The sequence below is a fragment of the Pseudomonas sp. A-R-19 genome, assembly GCF_019956575.1.
Taxonomy (GTDB): Bacteria; Pseudomonadota; Gammaproteobacteria; order Pseudomonadales; family Pseudomonadaceae; genus Aquipseudomonas.
Genome location: NZ_JAHBDR010000042.1, coordinates 1 through 15694, shown reverse-complemented (window position 1 = coordinate 15694; position 15694 = coordinate 1). Strand labels below are relative to the sequence as shown.

General features: G+C 61.7%; 16 protein-coding genes. 5 read left to right on the top strand and 11 right to left on the bottom strand.

The window, feature by feature from the left end:
• The first annotated feature begins 401 nt into the window (after nucleotides 1–401).
• Complete coding sequence (locus KGA88_RS09045) at nucleotides 402–1883, top strand: DUF1254 domain-containing protein (protein ID WP_223590243.1); 1482 nt, start codon at nucleotides 402–404, stop codon at nucleotides 1881–1883.
• Between the two features lie 157 nt (nucleotides 1884–2040).
• On the opposite strand, the gene KGA88_RS09040 is transcribed toward KGA88_RS09045, so the two are convergent.
• From KGA88_RS09040 to KGA88_RS09025, 4 genes are read right to left on the bottom strand one after another with little or no spacing between them, the layout of a single operon-like run.
• A complete protein-coding gene (locus KGA88_RS09040) occupies nucleotides 2041–2220 on the bottom strand; it encodes a DUF1289 domain-containing protein (protein WP_223590240.1) in 180 nt (59 codons plus the stop codon).
• Between the two features lie 2 nt (nucleotides 2221–2222).
• The gene (locus KGA88_RS09035) at nucleotides 2223–2594 is read right to left on the bottom strand and encodes a hypothetical protein (protein WP_223590237.1); all 372 of its coding nucleotides are present in this window, start codon (nucleotides 2592–2594) and stop codon (nucleotides 2223–2225) included.
• 40 nt (nucleotides 2595–2634) lie between these two features.
• Entirely contained in the window at nucleotides 2635–3558 is a 924-nt protein-coding gene (gene dmeF / locus KGA88_RS09030) for a CDF family Co(II)/Ni(II) efflux transporter DmeF (protein WP_110658501.1), read from the bottom strand.
• A gap of 20 nt (nucleotides 3559–3578) precedes the next feature.
• Complete coding sequence (locus KGA88_RS09025) at nucleotides 3579–3854, bottom strand: metal/formaldehyde-sensitive transcriptional repressor (RefSeq protein WP_223590234.1); 276 nt, start codon at nucleotides 3852–3854, stop codon at nucleotides 3579–3581.
• 342 nt (nucleotides 3855–4196) lie between these two features.
• Between KGA88_RS09025 and KGA88_RS09020 the strand changes: the two genes are divergently transcribed.
• Genes KGA88_RS09020 through KGA88_RS09005 form a run of 4 tightly spaced genes read left to right on the top strand, consistent with a single transcriptional unit; the run spans nucleotide 4197 to nucleotide 8438 of the window.
• A complete protein-coding gene (locus tag KGA88_RS09020) occupies nucleotides 4197–5348 on the top strand; it encodes an efflux RND transporter periplasmic adaptor subunit (protein WP_110658503.1) in 1152 nt (383 codons plus the stop codon).
• Nucleotides 5345–6031, top strand: coding sequence for an ABC transporter ATP-binding protein (locus KGA88_RS09015; RefSeq protein WP_223590232.1), 687 nt, complete (start codon nucleotides 5345–5347; stop codon nucleotides 6029–6031). Before KGA88_RS09020 ends, KGA88_RS09015 begins: the two co-directional genes overlap by 4 nt.
• Complete coding sequence (locus tag KGA88_RS09010) at nucleotides 6031–7242, top strand: ABC transporter permease (RefSeq protein ID WP_223590230.1); 1212 nt, start codon at nucleotides 6031–6033, stop codon at nucleotides 7240–7242. The genes KGA88_RS09015 and KGA88_RS09010 overlap by 1 nt, the downstream gene beginning before the upstream one ends.
• Nucleotides 7242–8438, top strand: coding sequence for an ABC transporter permease (locus KGA88_RS09005; protein WP_223590228.1), 1197 nt, complete (start codon nucleotides 7242–7244; stop codon nucleotides 8436–8438). The genes KGA88_RS09010 and KGA88_RS09005 overlap by 1 nt, the downstream gene beginning before the upstream one ends.
• 409 nt (nucleotides 8439–8847) lie before the next feature.
• On the opposite strand, the gene KGA88_RS09000 is transcribed toward KGA88_RS09005, so the two are convergent.
• The 7 genes from KGA88_RS09000 to KGA88_RS08970 all read right to left on the bottom strand — a co-directional run bounded on the left by KGA88_RS09000 (nucleotide 8848) and on the right by KGA88_RS08970 (nucleotide 15413).
• Nucleotides 8848–9981, bottom strand: a complete 1134-nt coding sequence (locus KGA88_RS09000; protein ID WP_223590226.1) for an aminotransferase class V-fold PLP-dependent enzyme — start codon at nucleotides 9979–9981, stop codon at nucleotides 8848–8850.
• A gap of 222 nt (nucleotides 9982–10203) precedes the next feature.
• Nucleotides 10204–11112, bottom strand: coding sequence for a MurR/RpiR family transcriptional regulator (locus tag KGA88_RS08995; protein WP_223590222.1), 909 nt, complete (start codon nucleotides 11110–11112; stop codon nucleotides 10204–10206).
• Nucleotides 11113–11230: 118 nt separating this feature from the next.
• Nucleotides 11231–11995: an ABC transporter ATP-binding protein gene (locus KGA88_RS08990; protein WP_110661020.1), complete on the bottom strand. Its 765-nt coding sequence runs from the start codon at nucleotides 11993–11995 to the stop codon at nucleotides 11231–11233.
• 18 nt (nucleotides 11996–12013) lie between these two features.
• Nucleotides 12014–13126: a succinylglutamate desuccinylase/aspartoacylase family protein gene (locus tag KGA88_RS08985; protein WP_110661021.1), complete on the bottom strand. Its 1113-nt coding sequence runs from the start codon at nucleotides 13124–13126 to the stop codon at nucleotides 12014–12016.
• Between the two features lie 9 nt (nucleotides 13127–13135).
• Nucleotides 13136–13834 carry an ABC transporter permease gene (locus KGA88_RS08980; RefSeq protein ID WP_223590219.1) on the bottom strand — a complete coding sequence of 233 codons (699 nt, stop codon included), beginning with the start codon at nucleotides 13832–13834 and terminating at the stop codon, nucleotides 13136–13138.
• Between the two features lie 13 nt (nucleotides 13835–13847).
• Nucleotides 13848–14537 carry an ABC transporter permease gene (locus KGA88_RS08975; RefSeq protein WP_223590216.1) on the bottom strand — a complete coding sequence of 230 codons (690 nt, stop codon included), beginning with the start codon at nucleotides 14535–14537 and terminating at the stop codon, nucleotides 13848–13850.
• A 99-nt stretch (nucleotides 14538–14636) separates the two neighbouring features.
• Nucleotides 14637–15413 carry an ABC transporter substrate-binding protein gene (locus KGA88_RS08970; RefSeq protein WP_223590214.1) on the bottom strand — a complete coding sequence of 259 codons (777 nt, stop codon included), beginning with the start codon at nucleotides 15411–15413 and terminating at the stop codon, nucleotides 14637–14639.
• Nucleotides 15414–15694 lie beyond the last annotated feature (281 nt).

Below are 15694 nucleotides of genomic sequence, written 5' to 3'. Positions count from 1 at the left end.
GTTTTATAAGCGGTTGATTGCCGCGCAGCAGCGGTTCAGCTATGCGCTCCACTTTACCTTTCGTTGCTTCTCTCGCTACCGGCCAAATGCGATCTGCCACGTCAGACTGAAATCGGCCCATAGCGGTCTTTGGCGGACCTCTAAAGTGAGTCTCTGACTATCCGCTTTTTGGCTGCTGATCACGGTTGGCTGTCTAGACGCCAGATGGTCCGTAACGGCAGCGCGTAAGTATTACGGAATTGAATCGGAGTTGATCAGCTGCGCAAAGGTGATACTGGCTTATTGTGATCTACACTCCTTGAGCGCGTGAGTAGACGCTTCGCCACAAGAAGTATTCACACTATTTCACCGTGACCATGAACGCTCACGGTGCCAGCTTGCTCAAAACTAACGAGGCAAAAATGAACAGGAAGTTTAACCGGGGCTGGTCAATAGCTGCGGCACTCGTCGTAGTGGGTTCAACGCTTTTAGCGGGGTGTGCGAGCAAGAACGATCCGATCACGCAGGCAGACAAGACGGATGTGACCAAGGGCGTACCCGCGCCAAGTCTGGAGCAGACCAAGGCAATCGCCGAGGAAGGCTTTATTTACGGCTTACCGCTGGTCATGAACTACGCCGTAATGCACGAATATGCCGTGGACAAGGGCGGCCCGCAATACAAGGCGCCGTTCAACCAGATCAAGAACGAGCCTCGCGTCTACTCCTACCAAGACACGGCCATCATCACTCCGAACAGCGACACCCCGTACTCGTTTGTCTGGCTGGACCTGCGCGCGGAACCGATGGTGATCTCGGTGCCGGCAGTGGACAAGCGGCGTTACTACTCGGTGCAGATGATCGACGGCAACACTTACAACTACGGCTACATCGGCAGCCGTGCCACCGGCAACGAGCCAGGCCAATACATGGTGGTCGGTCCCGATTGGAAAGGCGCGCCCCCTCCCGGTATCAAAAAGGTCTTCACCTCGACCACTCCCTTCGCCGTGAGCGCCATTCGGACTCAGCTCTACAATGCCAAGGACATGCCGAATGTCGAGAAGGTGCAAGCGGGCTACAAGGTCCAGCCGCTCTCCGCCTTCCTCCATCAACCCGCGCCGCCCACTGCGCCGAAGATTGATTTCGTACCGGCTACGACGGAAGGCATCAAGGCCAACTTCTTCGAGTACCTGTCGGCCGCGATGGAGTATGTGCCGCCATCGGCTGACGACCAGGAGATCCGGGCCAAGCTGGCGAGCATTGGGGTGGGACCCGGTCGCACCTTCGAATTCAAGGACCTCTCGCTCGAGCACAAGGCCGTGGTCCTGCTCGGGATGAAGGCCGGTGACGAGAAGGTCGACAAGTTCCTCGCGAGCGGGACGAAGATAATCAACGGCTGGAACGTAGGCGCGTACTTCGGCGACCAAACGTTCTACAAGGCCGACTGGCTGAAGCGTGCCGGTGCCGCGAAAGGCGGCCTCTACGGCAACGACGCCGTCGAGGCGATGTATCCCAACACGCGCACCGACGGCACCGGCCAGACGCTGGATACCAGCAAGCGCAAGTACACGCTGACTTTCCCGGCCGGCAAACTGCCGCCAGTCAATGCCTTCTGGTCGGTGACCATGTACGACGGCAAGAGCCAGTTGCTGATCAAGAATCCGCTCAACCGTTATCTGATCAACTCGCCAATGCTGTCGGCGATGAAGAAAAACACGGATGGTTCACTGACGCTGTACATTCAGAAAGATTCCCCCGGCAAGGCTAAGGAAGCCAACTGGTTGCCCGCGCCCGACGACACGGTCTTTCTGGTCATGCGCCTCTACTGGCCGAAGACCGCACCGCCTTCGATTCTTCCCGCTGGCGACGGCAGCTGGCAGCCACCGGCGCTGGTGGTCTCGAAGTAAATCTTGCGGCCCATTGCTGACACTCGCTGTAGGTCGGTGTCGGCCTGTGCTGCCTTTTTGCCAATAGCAGAGCAGCCAATCATCAAGGGCTGTTATTGGACCGATTGCAGCCCGTGAAGGGCTGCAACCCAAAGCGATCATCAAGGACAAATGACTATCACTGTGTTTTCTTCAGCCCTTTCAAGCGCACATTCGCCCTTTGCACAGCGGCCATTTTTTCGGGTCGCTTCATGCGTTTCCACTTTCTGATGTCTTCCTTGCTTCGTCCGCAGCTCACACACAGGTCACCACTGAGCTGGCAAACCGAGATGCAGGGATTCTCGATTTCTTTAGCCATTGTCAGCCACCGTTGGCCACGCGTGATTGAGTCAGGCGGATTTTCCAGTCGCCTCTGTGAGTTCGCTGACACTCCTCCTCGGAGTCGAAGCGGACACTATGGTCTGAAGGGGTCAGGTCGATGTTCGCCTCCTTCAGCGCGATGGCCGTCAACTCAAAGATGCGCGCCTTGGCGTCAACCTGGGCGAGCTTTCTGTCAGCCAGGGTTTCGAATACCCAGGTTACCTTCAGGGTTGCAGCCAACGCGTTCAGGTCAGCGGTGTGGGTGAGCCAGGCAAAGCCTTTGATTTCACCTTTTGCTGTTTCGCACGCTTCGGTGAGCGTGGTTATCAATCGGCGCTCGATTCGCGCCAGTTCACGTTTCCCTGGGGGCATTGCAGGTTCCTTTGGAGACAATCAAGGGGGAGGCGCTGAATCAGACCGGTCGAAACTCGACCGTCAGATGGCTGACTTCGTGAACCGGCTTGAGACGTTCACGAATGCTATCGGCGTTCGCAGTGGCCTCACCAAGGACGCTGACGATGGCCGCATGGGCTTGCGGTCCAACCCGCCAGACGTGCAAGTCCGTGATGGTGGCATCCCCCGGTTTCTCGACCAGTTCGCGGATTTCCTCGGCAACGTGCGCATCGGTCTGATCGAGCAGTACACCTGCGGTGACCCCCATCAAGGTCCATGCCCAACGCGCGATAACGATGGCGCCGACGATGCCCATGACCGGGTCCAGCCATACCCAGCCGAGATACCGGCCGGCGAGCAGTGCAGCAATGGCCAGAACCGAAGTCAGTGCGTCTGCGACGACGTGGACGTAGGCCGATTTCAGATTGTTGTCGTTCCCGTGATGAGCATGGGGATGGCCATGATCGTCATGATCGTGCCCATGGCTGTGCCCATGGCCCAGCAGCAGGGCACTGACGATGTTGACGATCAAACCGGCAATCGCGATGAGCGTAGCGGTGCCGAACTGCACTTCCGTTGGCTGCAAGAGGCGCATGACGGACTCAACGCCAATTCCCAGGGAAACCATGCCGAGAATCAGCGCCGAGGCGAACCCGCCCAAGTCTCCAACCTTTCCGGTACCGAAACTGTAGCGCTGGCTGGAAGCGTGGCGTTTAGCGTATCCGTAAGCGGCTGCCGCGATACCCAATGCGCCGGCATGAGTTGCCATGTGAAAGCCATCGGCCAATAACGCCATCGAACCCGTGATATACCCGGCGGTGATTTCGCCAACCATCATCACAACAGTTAGCGCCACGACCCAAAGCGTACGCTTGGCATTTTCGTCGTGGGCTGAGCCAAGGAACACGTGGTCGTGCGTGTAGTTGATGTTCGTGCTGTTCAAGGGGGAGTGCCTGGATGTGTTCACTTGGAGTAACGGCGAATGGCTTCAAGAAGCTCTTCGACGCCCTTATTACGCTCATCTTCACTGAGCCCAGGGCTCGCAACATGCTCCCGCGCGTGATCCTCGATGATTTCCTCCATCAAGCCGTTGATGGCTCCGCGAGTGGCAGCAACAAGGTGCAGTGTTTTGGCGCAATCGAGATCCGATTCCAATGCGCGTTCAACGGCCTGGATTTGTCCGGCGATGCGTTTTACGCGTTTGAGAAGATCATCTTTGTTTGCTGCGATATGACCCATTGGATACCCCCCCTACCTATGTTGCGCGCATGATAGGCATACCCCCTATACCTATGCAAGCTTGGTGGGCGGAGAGATCATCCACCGCTTCTGGCCGCTTGAAACATTCGGATATGGGCAAAGCGTGGCACAGTTTCCGGGAATATTTCGACGTCGTAGCGTCGCCGCGGCAAGGAATTTTATGAACCCGGCATGGCAGGGCAACAGCAGTTACGAGAGAAATAAATCTCATTACGCCATTTATCTGACGCTCGTCTGAAAATCGTCGGGTAAATGACGTTTCGCGTTGAGCTTTTACCCTCCTGACCTAGGCTCAAGCCATGTGGGGAGGAGGTTCAGTCCATGCGCAAATTATTGATTGGCTCGTCGATGCTGGCCTGTCTGGTGGTACTGGGCGGCTGGTTGAGCCGACCACAGCCGTTGCCGGTCAGGCTGCTGGAGGTTGAGCGGGGGCCGGTAGAGACGCTGGTGGCCAATACTCGCGCGGGTACGCTGAAGTCCTGTCGACGCTCGCATCTGTCCTTCAATGTCGGCGGCCAGGTTGCCGAGTTGCTGATCGGCGAGGGCCAGCGGGTCCAGGCGGGTCAGGTGCTCATGCGCCTGCGGCAGGTCGAGCAACAGGCCCGGCTGCAGGAGGCCGAGGCGCGTCTGGAGGCCAAACGCAACGCCGGCGAACAGCGCTGCCAGCAGGCGCATCTGGACCGGCGCGACCTCGATCGCCTGGGCCAGTTGGCCGACCGCAAGCTGGTTGCCGCCGATCGCCTCGACCAGGCCGAGACCAAGGCTCGCCTGGCGAAGCTGATGTGCAGTGCCAGTGCCGTGCTGATCCGCGAGGCCGACGCCAACCTGCAGTTGCAGCGTTCACTGCTGGAGCAGGCGACCCTGCGTGCGCCATTCGCCGGCATAGTCGCAGAAATCAACGGCGAACTCGGCGAGTTCGTCACCCCTTCGCCGCCGGGTATTCCCACGCCACCGGCGGTCGACCTGATCGACGACAGCTGCCTGTATGTCGAGGCGCCTATCGATGAGGTGGACGCTGCCCGGGTTCGCCCCGGAACCGCTGTGCGGATCAGCCTGGATGCCTTCCGTGGCCAGCAATTCGCCGGCCGCGTCAGCCGCATCGCGCCCTATGTGCGTGAACTGGAGAAGCAGGCGCGCACCGTCGATGTCGAGGTGCGCTTCGACCAGCCGCCGGCCGATCTGGTCCTGCTCACCGGCTATAGCGCCGATGTCGAGATTCTCCTGGAGCAGCGCCCACGTGCTTTGCGCATCCCCACTGAGACCCTGCTGGAGGGACAGCGCGTGCTGCGATATGACCCGAACGCCCGGGTGTTGCGCGAGGTGAAGGTGCAAACCGGGTTGAGCAACTGGCGCTGGACCGAGGTGCTCGCAGGGCTGGACGAGGACGCGCGTATAGTCGCCAGCCTCGAGCAGGAAGGGCTCAAGGACACCGTGGCGGTGATCCCGGTGGATGCGCCGGAGACTAAGCAATGATCCGCCTGCGCGGCGGCAGCCGCACCTTCCAGTTGGGCGAGCAGCAGGTGATGGGGCTGGACGGCCTGGATCTGGACATCGCCGCCGGTGACTACATGGCAGTGATGGGCCCATCGGGCTCGGGCAAGTCGACCCTGCTGAACATCCTCGGTTTGCTCGATGCGCCGAGCGCCGGCGAATACTGGCTGCAGGGTGAGGCTACGGCGACGCTGAGCGAGGCGCGGCGCGCCCAATTGCGCAGCCAACTGATCGGTTTCGTGTTCCAGTCCTACCACCTGATCGCACGGCTGACGGTGCTGGAAAACATCGAGCTGCCGATGGTCCTCGCCGGCATCGGCGCGGCGCAACGGCGCAAGCGCAGCAGCCAATTGGTGGCGCGCCTGGGGCTGGGCGAGCGCATTGCCCACCGCCCGGCCGAGCTGTCCGGTGGTCAGCGCCAGCGCGTCGCCATCGCCCGGGCGATGATCATGCAACCGGCGCTGTTGTTGGCCGACGAACCCACCGGCAATCTCGATAGCCAGGCCGGCGCCGAGGTCTTCAGCTTGCTGGAGGAGCTCAACGGCGAGGGCCTGACCCTGATAGTGGTGACCCACGACGCCAGCCTGGGCGCCCGCGCGCAGCGCCAGTTACACATGCGTGACGGGCGGATCCACAGTGCTGCGCCGCAGCCGGCGCTGGCCTGATGCGCGCCGCCGATGCCCTGGGTTTCTGGCTCGGCGCCTTGCGTGGGCATCGCTCGCGCAGCCTGATGCTGCTGCTGGCCATCGCTATCGGGGTGGTTGCGGTCAATCTGCTCACCGGTCTCGGCGCGGGGGCGCGGGCCTTCGTCCTGAACGAGTTCTCGCTGCTCGGACGCGACATCCTGATCGTTTTCCCGGGCCGCAAGGAAACCACGGGGCGCATGCCGCCGCTCACCGGCCTGACGCCGCACGAGTTGACCTTGCAAGACGTCCAGGCCATCACCCAGTTGCCGGGCATCCGCCGGGTTGCGCCGATGCAGGCCGGGCAGATGGAGGTGATAGTCGGCAACCGCAATCGTGAGGTGCTGACCCTGGGCACCACCCGGGACTTCTTCGCCATTCGCCAATTGACGGTCGTCCAGGGCCAGCCCCTGCCGGCGCTGGACCCTGGGCAGGCCGAGGCCGTCTGCGTGATCGGCGGCAAACTCCGGCGCGAGTTATTCGGTGCGCGCCCGGCCTTGGGTGAATGGTTGCGCGCCGGCGACCGGCGCTTCCGGGTGGTCGGCATCCTCAGTGAGCGGGGCGAATCCCTGGGGATGGATTTCGCCGAGATGTTGATCATCCCGGTGGCCAGTGCCCAGGCCTTGTTCAATCGCGAGGGGTTGTTGCGGGTGTTTGTCGAGGTGCGTGGTCCGAGCTTTCTCGACCGTAGCAAGCGGCTGATACTCGCCGCGCTCAAGGAGCGCCACGAGGGTAAGGAAGACATCACCCTGATCAGCCAGGACAGCCTGCTCAGCGCCTTCGACGAGATACTCGCGGTGCTGACCCTGGCGGTGGCCGGTATTGCCGCGATCAGCCTGCTGGTGGCAGGCATCCTGATCATGAACGTGACCTGGATTGCGGTGAGCCAGCGCAGCGCCGAGATCGGCCTGCTCAAAGCCATCGGTGTGACGGCGGCGCAGCTGCGCCTGCTGTTCCTCGGCGAGGCGGCGCTGCTCGCCCTGGCGGGGGCGCTGGCGGGGCTACTGCTGGCCGAAACCTTGCTCTGGCTGGGGCGCCTGGCGTTCGATCTGCCGCTCTATGCACCCTGGTGGGCGCGGGTTAGCGCGGTGCTGCTGGCACTCGGCACGGCGCTGCTGTTCGCCTGGCTGCCGGCCGCTCGGGCCTCGGCGCTGGAACCGGTGGCGGCGCTACGCCCGCCGGGAGCGCACTGATGCGCTGGCAAGATGGTTTGCGGCTGACCAGCTCGGCGCTGACCTGTCGACCCTTGCGCAGCCTGCTGACCCTGCTCGGGATAGCGATCGGGATAGCCGCCGTGGCGCTGCTCACGGCCATAGGCGAAGGCGTGCGCGGCTATGTGCTGGAGAACTTCTCGCAGTTTGGTACGCGGATCATCACCGTGCGCCCGGGCAAGACCCAGACCAGCGGCCTCGGCGGTCTGCTCGGCAGCGTACGGCCACTGACTATCAGGGATACCGACGCCCTGCGGCGCTTGCCGCATGTCGAGGCGGCGGTGCCGATCATTCCGGGCAGCGGGGATATCCAGTTCGGTCAACTGAGCCGGCGCAGCGACATTCTCGGTGGCGGCCATCAGTTGGCGCAGGCCTGGCGCATGCAGCTGAGCCTGGGCGAGTTCCTGCCCGCGGCCCGTGACGGTCATTCGCCGCCCTATGTGGTGCTCGGCCATCAGCTGCGTGTCGAACTGTTCGGTGCACGCAATCCGCTGGGCGAACTGATCCGCGTCGGCGGCGTGCGTTTCCGGGTGATCGGCGTGATGGCGCAGAAGGGCCAGTTGCTCGGCTTCAACCTTGACGATATCGCCTACATCCCGGTGGATTGGGCCGAAAGCCTGTTCAATCGCACCGGGGTGGTCAAAGTCCATGTGGTGTTCGGTGCCGGCACCACTTCGCGAACGTTGAGTCGGCAGATTCGCCAGGTGCTTGGCGAACGGCACGGCGTGGAGGATTTCAGTCTGACCACCCAGGACGACATGCTGCGCAGCTTCAACCGCGTTCTCGGCACCCTGAGCCTGGCCATCGGTGCCTTGGGGGGTATTTCCCTGTTGGTCGGCGCCGTCGGCATTCTCACCATCATGACCACCACTGTGGGCGAGCGCACGGCGGAAATTGGCCTGTTGCGGGCGATTGGTGCCAGTCCGCGGCAGGTGCTCGGGCTGTTTCTCGCCGAAGCGACGCTGCTGTCCCTGGCCGGTGGTCTGCTGGGTCTGCTGTTGATGGGCCTCCTGCTCGGACTACTGCACCTGGCGATGCCGAGCCTGCCCTTGGCGCTGCAACCGCTGTATCTGCTGCTGGCGCTGCTGCTGGCGGCGGTGCTCGGCATTCTCGCCGGCCTGGCTCCGGCACTGCGGGCGGCCCGCCTGCATCCGGTGGCGGCTCTGCACAGTGAATAGTGGCCAGGCCAATGAGTCTGACGGGCTAGCTGTACGCTGCGTGACGATAGCGAACACGCCGGCGCTGGGCTGGTGATTTTTTTCGGGCTTTCACAGGTTTGGAGGTCACGCGGTCCCTTGTAGGAGCTGGCTTGTCGGGTCGCCGCATCGCAGCGATGGTCGTTAACGATACCGCGTGTAAACCGGATAAACGCGGCGCCCTTGAGTCCATCGCCAGCAAGCCGGCTCCTACAGGTATTGCGTGTTTCCCGGGATTGCGTGAAGAACCATTTTAATGGGTTGGCGGCGGCAAAAACTGAGTCCAACACCTGACCGCTTAGGGTCGATCCAAGTCATACAGCCAGTGCCCATGGCAGGATGCCTGCCTGGAATTCACCGGTTCGGTATGTGCTGTGGGCAAGATGAGGGCTTAGTTAACCATCACCTCGTCCAGTGCCTGCTCGAGGGTGCTGACCGTGCGCTCGATATTGTGCAGTTTTTCGAGTCCGAACAGACCGATGCGGAAAGTCTGGAAGTCGGCCGGCTCGTCGCATTGCAACGGCACGCCGGCGGCGATCTGCAGGCCGTGGTCGGCAAATTTCCTGCCGTTCTTGATGTCGGCATCATCGGTGTAGCTCACTACTACACCAGGGGCCTGAAAGCCGGCGGCGGCCACGCTTTTGATGCCTTTGCCGGTCAACATGGCGCGCACCCGATCGCCCAGTGCCTGTTGTTCGCCGCGGACCTTGTCGAAACCGTAGGCTTGCGTCTCGTTCATCACTTCGTTAAACCGCGCGAGGGAATCGCTGGGCATGGTCGCATGGTAGGCATGTCCGCCCTGTTCGTAGGCCTGCATGATCTGCAGCCACTTTTTCAGGTCGCAGGCGAAGCTGCTGCTCTGCGTCTGCTCGATGCGCTCGAGGGCCATAGCACTGAACATCACCAGGGCGCAGCACGGGGAGGCGCTCCAGCCTTTCTGCGGTGCGCTGATCAGTAGGTCGACTGCGCATTTCTGCATATCGACCCAAAGCGTGCCTGAGGCGATGCAGTCCAGCACGAACAGGCCGCCCACCGCATGCACGGCGTCGCCGACGGCCCGCAGGTAGTCGTCGGGCAGGATAATCCCTGAAGAGGTTTCAACGTGGGGGGCGAAGACAATCTGCGGCTTGTGCGCCGCGATGGCTGCCAGTACTTCGTCCAGAGGCGGCGGGGCGTAGGCAGCCTGGCGACCAGCCTCGACCGGTCGGGCTTTCAGCACCGTGGTGGCCGCCGGGATGTTGCCCATCTCAAGGATCTGGCTCCAGCGATAACTGAACCAGCCGTTGCGTATCACCAGGCATTGCTGGTCGGTGGCAAACTGTCGCGCCACCGCTTCCATGCCGAATGTGCCACTGCCCGGGACCACCGCAACGGCCTGGGCGTTGTAGACCTGTTTCAGGGTCCTGGAAATGTTCTTCATCACGCCTTGAAATGACTGCGACATGTGGTTGAGCGAGCGGTCGGTGTAGACCACTGAGTACTCGACCAGCCCCTCGGGATCGATACTGGGATATAGCTTTGACATGGGGTGACTCCTTTGGCAGAGATGTCAGTGGTATCGACCCTGCCCTAAGCCTTGGCAAATGACAAGATTGCCCGGGATTGAAATGCGACTTCTGTCGAGCGGCTGGCAGCACCTGTGGGCGGCAACTGGTTCTGGCTGCACAGATTGCGCCGCTTTCGACTGTGGACTCAACCCATGGCTGCCAATGGCGGCACGGGTCTGTCAGGCAAATCCAGTACGCAATCACTTTTTCGCTGGTTTACCGCTGGCCGGGATGTGCAGGTACGACATCACGCTTTCAGTCAGTTCGGTGGCCAGTTTGACCGCTTCTTTGTTGCGCGCCATCACGCCGGCGACCAGGCCTTCGATCAGGGCCAGCACGGCGATGTTGGAGCTGGTCAGCACCGGGTGATCGCAAGGCGCGAACAGCGTGTGCTCGGCAATGCCGGTGAGCGGCGAGGCGGGTGAGTCGGTAATTGCCAGCACCGTTGCGCCGCGTTCATTGGCGAAGCGTGCCAGTTGCAGGGTGTCGAGGGAGTAGCGCGGCAGGGCGATGGCCAGCAGCACGTCCTGGTCGGTGATTGCGGCCAGTCGGTACGCGGCGTTTTCGTTGCCGCCCTCCATGCTGATGGCCGTGGCGTCCGCACAGAAGGGCATCAGGGTCGAGGCGGCGAGGCCGGCGAAGTAGACGCTATTGCCAAAGCCCAGGATGTAGATTTTGCGTGCCGTGGTCAGGCGAGTGACGAAGGCTTCAAAGGTGTCGGCGTGGTTGTTGGTCACCGCCGTGGCCAGATTGCTGCTGGCGCTCTGGAGTTGTTCATGCAGGCCAAACGCGCCGCCCGGGCGGTGGGCAAGTTCGTTGCGCAGTTTGTCGACCGGCGAGACCATCTGCTGCAACGTTGCGACCAGTTCGGCCTTCATGCCGCTGTAGCCACCGAGGTCCAGCGCTTTGGCCAGGCGATTGACGGCGGCGGGTGAGGTCAATGTTGCGTGGGCCATCTCCTCGATGGTCAGCGTCGCGGCCTTGAGCGGATGACGCAGGATAAAGTCCGCCACCTTGCGCAGTGACGGTGGCAGTTCGGAAACGATTTCCGTGAGTTTGCGCATGACCGGCGCGGCATAGACCGTGGTGTCTTTCGATGGGGTGGGCATATCCGGCTCAACAGTTCCTGAGGGTGGGAGAAGGGCTGTGCCTGATGCCCTGACAAGGTTGGCTGGAGTGTATCCGAAGCCAGCCCTGTCAGGGCAGCGCCGAGCAGTGGGTGGGGGGTTACTTCAAGCTCCCGGCCAGAAACTGCTGGAGGCGTTCGGACTGCGGGTTGATCAGCACCTCACGCGGGTCGCCGCGCTCCTGGACGACGCCCTTGTGCAGGAATACCAGCTGGTTGGAAACCTCGCGGGCAAAGCCCATTTCGTGAGTCACCACCACCATGGTGCGGCCTTCCTGTGCCAGGTCCTGCATGACCTTGAGCACTTCGCCAACCAGTTCGGGGTCGAGCGCCGACGTCGGCTCATCGAACAGCATCACTTGCGGTTCCATCGCCAGTGCGCGGGCTATGGCCACGCGCTGTTGCTCGCCACCGGACATATGCGCGGGCCAGGCGTTCATGCGGTGCGCCACGCCGACTTTGTTCAAGTAGTGCTCGGCCTTTTCCCGTGCCTCTTTCTTGCCAAGGCCCAGCACATGCACCGGGGCTTCCATGACGTTTTCCAGGGCGCTCATGTGTGACCACAGGTTGAAGTGTTGAAACACCATCGACAGCTGCGAACGCATGCGTTGCAACTGCCTGGGCTCGGCCGCCTTCAGTCCGCCGGACTTGTTGGCCACCAGCTTGAGCGGTTCGCCATTGAGCACGATATTGCCGGCGTTGGGTTGCTCCAGCAGGTTGATGCAGCGCAGGAAGGTACTTTTGCCAGAGCCGCTGGAGCCGATGATGCTGATCACGTCTCCGGCCTGTGCTTGCAGGGACACGCCCTTGAGCACCTGGTGCGCGCCGTAGCTTTTATGCAGGTCCTGAACTTCAAGTTTGTACATGGTTTGAACTCTCTGGAATCAGTCGCTGAGCAAGCGACCCTGGCGAATGGGGGTAGAACCTGCAACCTTGGCCAGCCACAACCCCGGCTGGGCAAAGCGCAGCCGTTCGCGGGCATAGAGAATGCCGTCGGTGCTGGCGCGCACCACGCTATGGCGGTCGGTCAGCGGGTCGATGACCTCGAATAGCGGATCGCCAACCTTGACCTGCGCGCCCAGCGGTTGCAGAAAACTCACCACACCCGGATGGGGCGCACAGGCGTACTGCGCGCCAGCGAATGGCACGGCCAGGCAATGGCTCGGCGGTACTGCTGGCCAGTCACCACTGATCAGGCCTTGATCGGCGAGATAGCCGAGAATGGCGTGGGCGCTGTCGACGCATTGCTCGCGTTCGGTGTCCGCCATGCCACGCAACTCGATGGTGGTGGCGGTGCACGCCAGGGGGATATTGGCTTCAGGAAACCGCTCGGCCAGGCGTAGCCAGGTGATTGCGCAGGCTTCGTCGAAGGCACTGCCGCCGGCATCTTCGGCCAGCAGCGTGACCCCGGCGCCGAGGCGAGCGGCCAGGGACTGCAATCGCGGCCAGTGTTGCGGCATTGCGTACAGCAACATGATCGATTCGAAATCGCAGTGCAGGTCCAGCACCACATCGGCGTCACAGGCATGCTGCAGCAACAGGCGGCGCAGACCGTCGAGTTCCGAGTCCGCTGCCGGCATGGCGGCGAGGGCATCACCCATGGCGCGGCGGATGAGTGCGATGTTGGCGTCGGCATCGTCTGCCAATCGGCCTTCGAGCAGCGGTGCGATGGCATCGACCAACGCCGGGAAGTCGCGATTGAAGTTCTTGCCGCTGGAGAACTCGAAGCGCCCCTGATGGGTGGCCTGGAACATCTGGGCGATACCGATCGGATTGGCCATGGGCACCAACTCGATCACCCCGCTCAGGCGGCCTTGTGTTTCCAGTTCCAGCAGACGGCGCTTGAGTTCGACGGCGACGCGCATCCCCGGCAGCTCGTCGGCATGCAGGGACGCCTGGATGTAGGCTTTGCGTGGTCCGCTGCCAAAACGAAACAGCGACAGCTTTCGTTCAGTGCCCGAGGCACTCCACGGCAACAAATATTGAATGTGCTCCATAGCAGCTCCTTAGTGCTTGCGCGGTGCCAGATACGCCAGCCAGCGGCGCTCGGCCAGCTTGAACAGACGCACCAGGATGAAGGTCAGGGCGAGGTAGATAAGCCCGGCGGTGATAAACGCCTCGAAGGGAAGATAGAACCGTGAGCTGACTGTGCGTGCGGCGCCGGTGATGTCGACGAGGGTGACGATGGAGGCCAGGCTGGTGGTTTGCAGCATCATCAGCACTTCGTTGCTGTACTGCGGCAATGCCCGGCGCAAGGCCGACGGCAGCAGAATGCGGCGGTACAGGGTCAGGCGTGACATGCCCATGGCCCTGGCGGCTTCGATCTCGCCAGGGTGGGTGGATTTCAGACTGCCGGCCAGCAGCTCCGCGCTATAGGCACTGGTGTTGATCGCGAAGGCCAGGCAGGCGCAAAAAGTGGCACTGGAGAGGTAAGGCCAGAGCACGCTTTGGCGCACCGCTTCGAACTGCGCCAGGCCGTAATAGATCAGGAACAATTGCACCAGCATCGGCGTGCCGCGAATCACGTAGGTATAGAGCCAGGCCGGGAGGTTGATCAGCGGCGATCGCGACACCCGCATCAGCGCCAGTGGAATCGCCAATACCAGGCCCAGGGCCAGGGAAATCAGCAGGACTTTGAGGGTCACCAAGGCGCCGTTGAAGTACAGCGGCAGGTTTTCCCAGATCAGGTTGTAGTCGAGAATCATGGGCGGCTCCCCCTCACAATTCGGCGGCTTTGATGCCGACCGAGTAGTGTTTTTCCAGATAGCGCAGCACCAGCAAGGACAGGCTGGTGAGCATCAGGTACAGCGCCGCCACCGCGAGGAAAAACGTGAATGGCTCGTGTGTGGCATCCGCTGCGTTCTTGGCTTTGAACATCATGTCTTGCAGGCCGATCACCGAGATCAGCGCGGTGGATTTGGTCAGCACCAACCAGTTGTTGGTGAACCCGGGAATGGCGAAACGAATCATCTGTGGAACCAGGATTCGCCAGAACACCTGCGCACCCCCCATGCCATAGGCCAGGCCAGCCTCGGCCTGACCCTTGGGGATCGCCATGAAGGCGCCGCGAAAGGTTTCCGAGAGGTAGGCACCAAAAATGAAGCCCATGGTGCAGACACCGGCGATGAAGGGGTTGATGTCGATATAGCGGGTGTAACCGAGCGCCAGGGCAATGCGGTTCACCAGATCCTGGCCGCCGTAGAAGATCAGCAGGATCAACACCAGGTCAGGAATGCCGCGAATCAGGGTGGTGTAGCTTTCCCCGAGCATGGCCAGCCATTTGAGCGGCGACAAGCGAAAGGCCGCGCCGATCAGGCCCAGGGCAATCGCCATCGACATGGAGGTCAAGGCCAGGTTTATGGTCAGCCAGGCGCCATCGAGAATGCTCGATCCGTAGCCGTGGAGCATGATGAAGTTCCTCAAGCGAGCGCCGCGAGGCGCGCAAGACAAGCCCCGGAAGACGCCTGCAAAGGGCCGGCGCCGGGGCTGGGGTCAGGGGAGTAAGGCTTACTCGCCGTAGATATCGAACGCGAAGTACCGGGCCATCACTTGCTGGTACTTGCCGTTGGCGCGGATGGCGTCGATCGCGGCACTCAGGCGCGCAACGTTGGCACTGTCGCCTTTGCGCACGGCGATCCCGGCGCCCCGGCCGAAGTATTTCGGGTCGGTGATGTCGGGCCCTGTCAGTGCGAAGCCCTGGCCAGCCGGTGTCTTGATGAAGCTCTCATCGGTGTTGACGATGTCGGCGAGGGTGGCGTCCAGGCGGCCTGAGGCCAGGTCGAGGAAAGCCTCGTTCTGTGAGCCGTAGCGCACCACGACGACGCCGGCTTTTTCCAGTTGCTCGGTGGCAAAACGATCGTAGGTCGAGGAACGTTGCACGCCGAGTTTCTTGCCCTTGAGGTCCACCAGCGGGTCATTGATCACGCTGCCGGCCTTCATCGCGAACTTGCCTGGTGTGTGGTAGTACTTTTTGCTGAAGTCCACGGACTTCATCCGGTCTTCGGTGATTGACATCGACGACAGCACGGCATCGATCTTGCGCACTTTGAGCGACGGGATCATGCCGTCGAACTCCTGGATTACCCACTCGCACTTGACCTTCATTTCTTCGCACAAGGCGTTGCCGATGTCGTAATCGAAGCCGCTGACGTTGCCCTCGGGTGTCTTGAAGGAGAAGGGCGGGTAGGCGGCTTCGATACCGATACGCAGGCTGTCTTCGTCGGCATGTGCCAGAAAGCTGAAAGCGCATAGCGCCAGCGCACCTAGAAGTTCTGTCTTGTTCATATTGTTGACTCCCTGGAGGGCATTGGGGGGAAACGGGTGCCCGCCATCCGGGGTGGCGCGGTGGATCAGTCCTGTGATCGGTGGGACTATAAATGACACAATAAAAATCTATATGCAATACAACTGAAAAAAAACATATCAGTTTTGGGCGTAGTGAAGCGCGCCAGTGTCTGTTGGTGCAGGCACTCGTGAGCGGTTTTGTGGGGTATCACAAGGATTGTTTCGGGGCGGGTGGCGAAGGTTTGGAGAGGGGAGAAGCAGCGGCGGATGACGAAAAAAAC

Excerpts from the sequence above, each read along its gene's own strand:
- KGA88_RS09005 (WP_223590228.1), top strand. The coding sequence starts at position 7,242 with ATGCGCTGGCAAGATGGTTTGCGGCTGACCAGCTCGGCGCTGACCTGT.
- KGA88_RS08970 (WP_223590214.1), bottom strand. The coding sequence starts at position 15,413 with ATGAACAAGACAGAACTTCTAGGTGCGCTGGCGCTATGCGCTTTCAGC.
- KGA88_RS09010 (WP_223590230.1), top strand. The coding sequence starts at position 6,031 with ATGCGCGCCGCCGATGCCCTGGGTTTCTGGCTCGGCGCCTTGCGTGGG.
- KGA88_RS08995 (WP_223590222.1), bottom strand. The coding sequence starts at position 11,112 with ATGCCCACCCCATCGAAAGACACCACGGTCTATGCCGCGCCGGTCATG.
- KGA88_RS09040 (WP_223590240.1), bottom strand. The coding sequence starts at position 2,220 with ATGGCTAAAGAAATCGAGAATCCCTGCATCTCGGTTTGCCAGCTCAGT.
- KGA88_RS09000 (WP_223590226.1), bottom strand. The coding sequence starts at position 9,981 with ATGTCAAAGCTATATCCCAGTATCGATCCCGAGGGGCTGGTCGAGTAC.
- KGA88_RS08985 (WP_110661021.1), bottom strand. The coding sequence starts at position 13,126 with ATGGAGCACATTCAATATTTGTTGCCGTGGAGTGCCTCGGGCACTGAA.
- KGA88_RS09035 (WP_223590237.1), bottom strand. The coding sequence starts at position 2,594 with ATGCCCCCAGGGAAACGTGAACTGGCGCGAATCGAGCGCCGATTGATA.
- KGA88_RS08990 (WP_110661020.1), bottom strand. The coding sequence starts at position 11,995 with ATGTACAAACTTGAAGTTCAGGACCTGCATAAAAGCTACGGCGCGCAC.
- KGA88_RS08980 (WP_223590219.1), bottom strand. The coding sequence starts at position 13,834 with ATGATTCTCGACTACAACCTGATCTGGGAAAACCTGCCGCTGTACTTC.
- KGA88_RS09015 (WP_223590232.1), top strand. The coding sequence starts at position 5,345 with ATGATCCGCCTGCGCGGCGGCAGCCGCACCTTCCAGTTGGGCGAGCAG.
- KGA88_RS09020 (WP_110658503.1), top strand. The coding sequence starts at position 4,197 with ATGCGCAAATTATTGATTGGCTCGTCGATGCTGGCCTGTCTGGTGGTA.
- KGA88_RS09025 (WP_223590234.1), bottom strand. The coding sequence starts at position 3,854 with ATGGGTCATATCGCAGCAAACAAAGATGATCTTCTCAAACGCGTAAAA.
- KGA88_RS09045 (WP_223590243.1), top strand. The coding sequence starts at position 402 with ATGAACAGGAAGTTTAACCGGGGCTGGTCAATAGCTGCGGCACTCGTC.
- KGA88_RS08975 (WP_223590216.1), bottom strand. The coding sequence starts at position 14,537 with ATGCTCCACGGCTACGGATCGAGCATTCTCGATGGCGCCTGGCTGACC.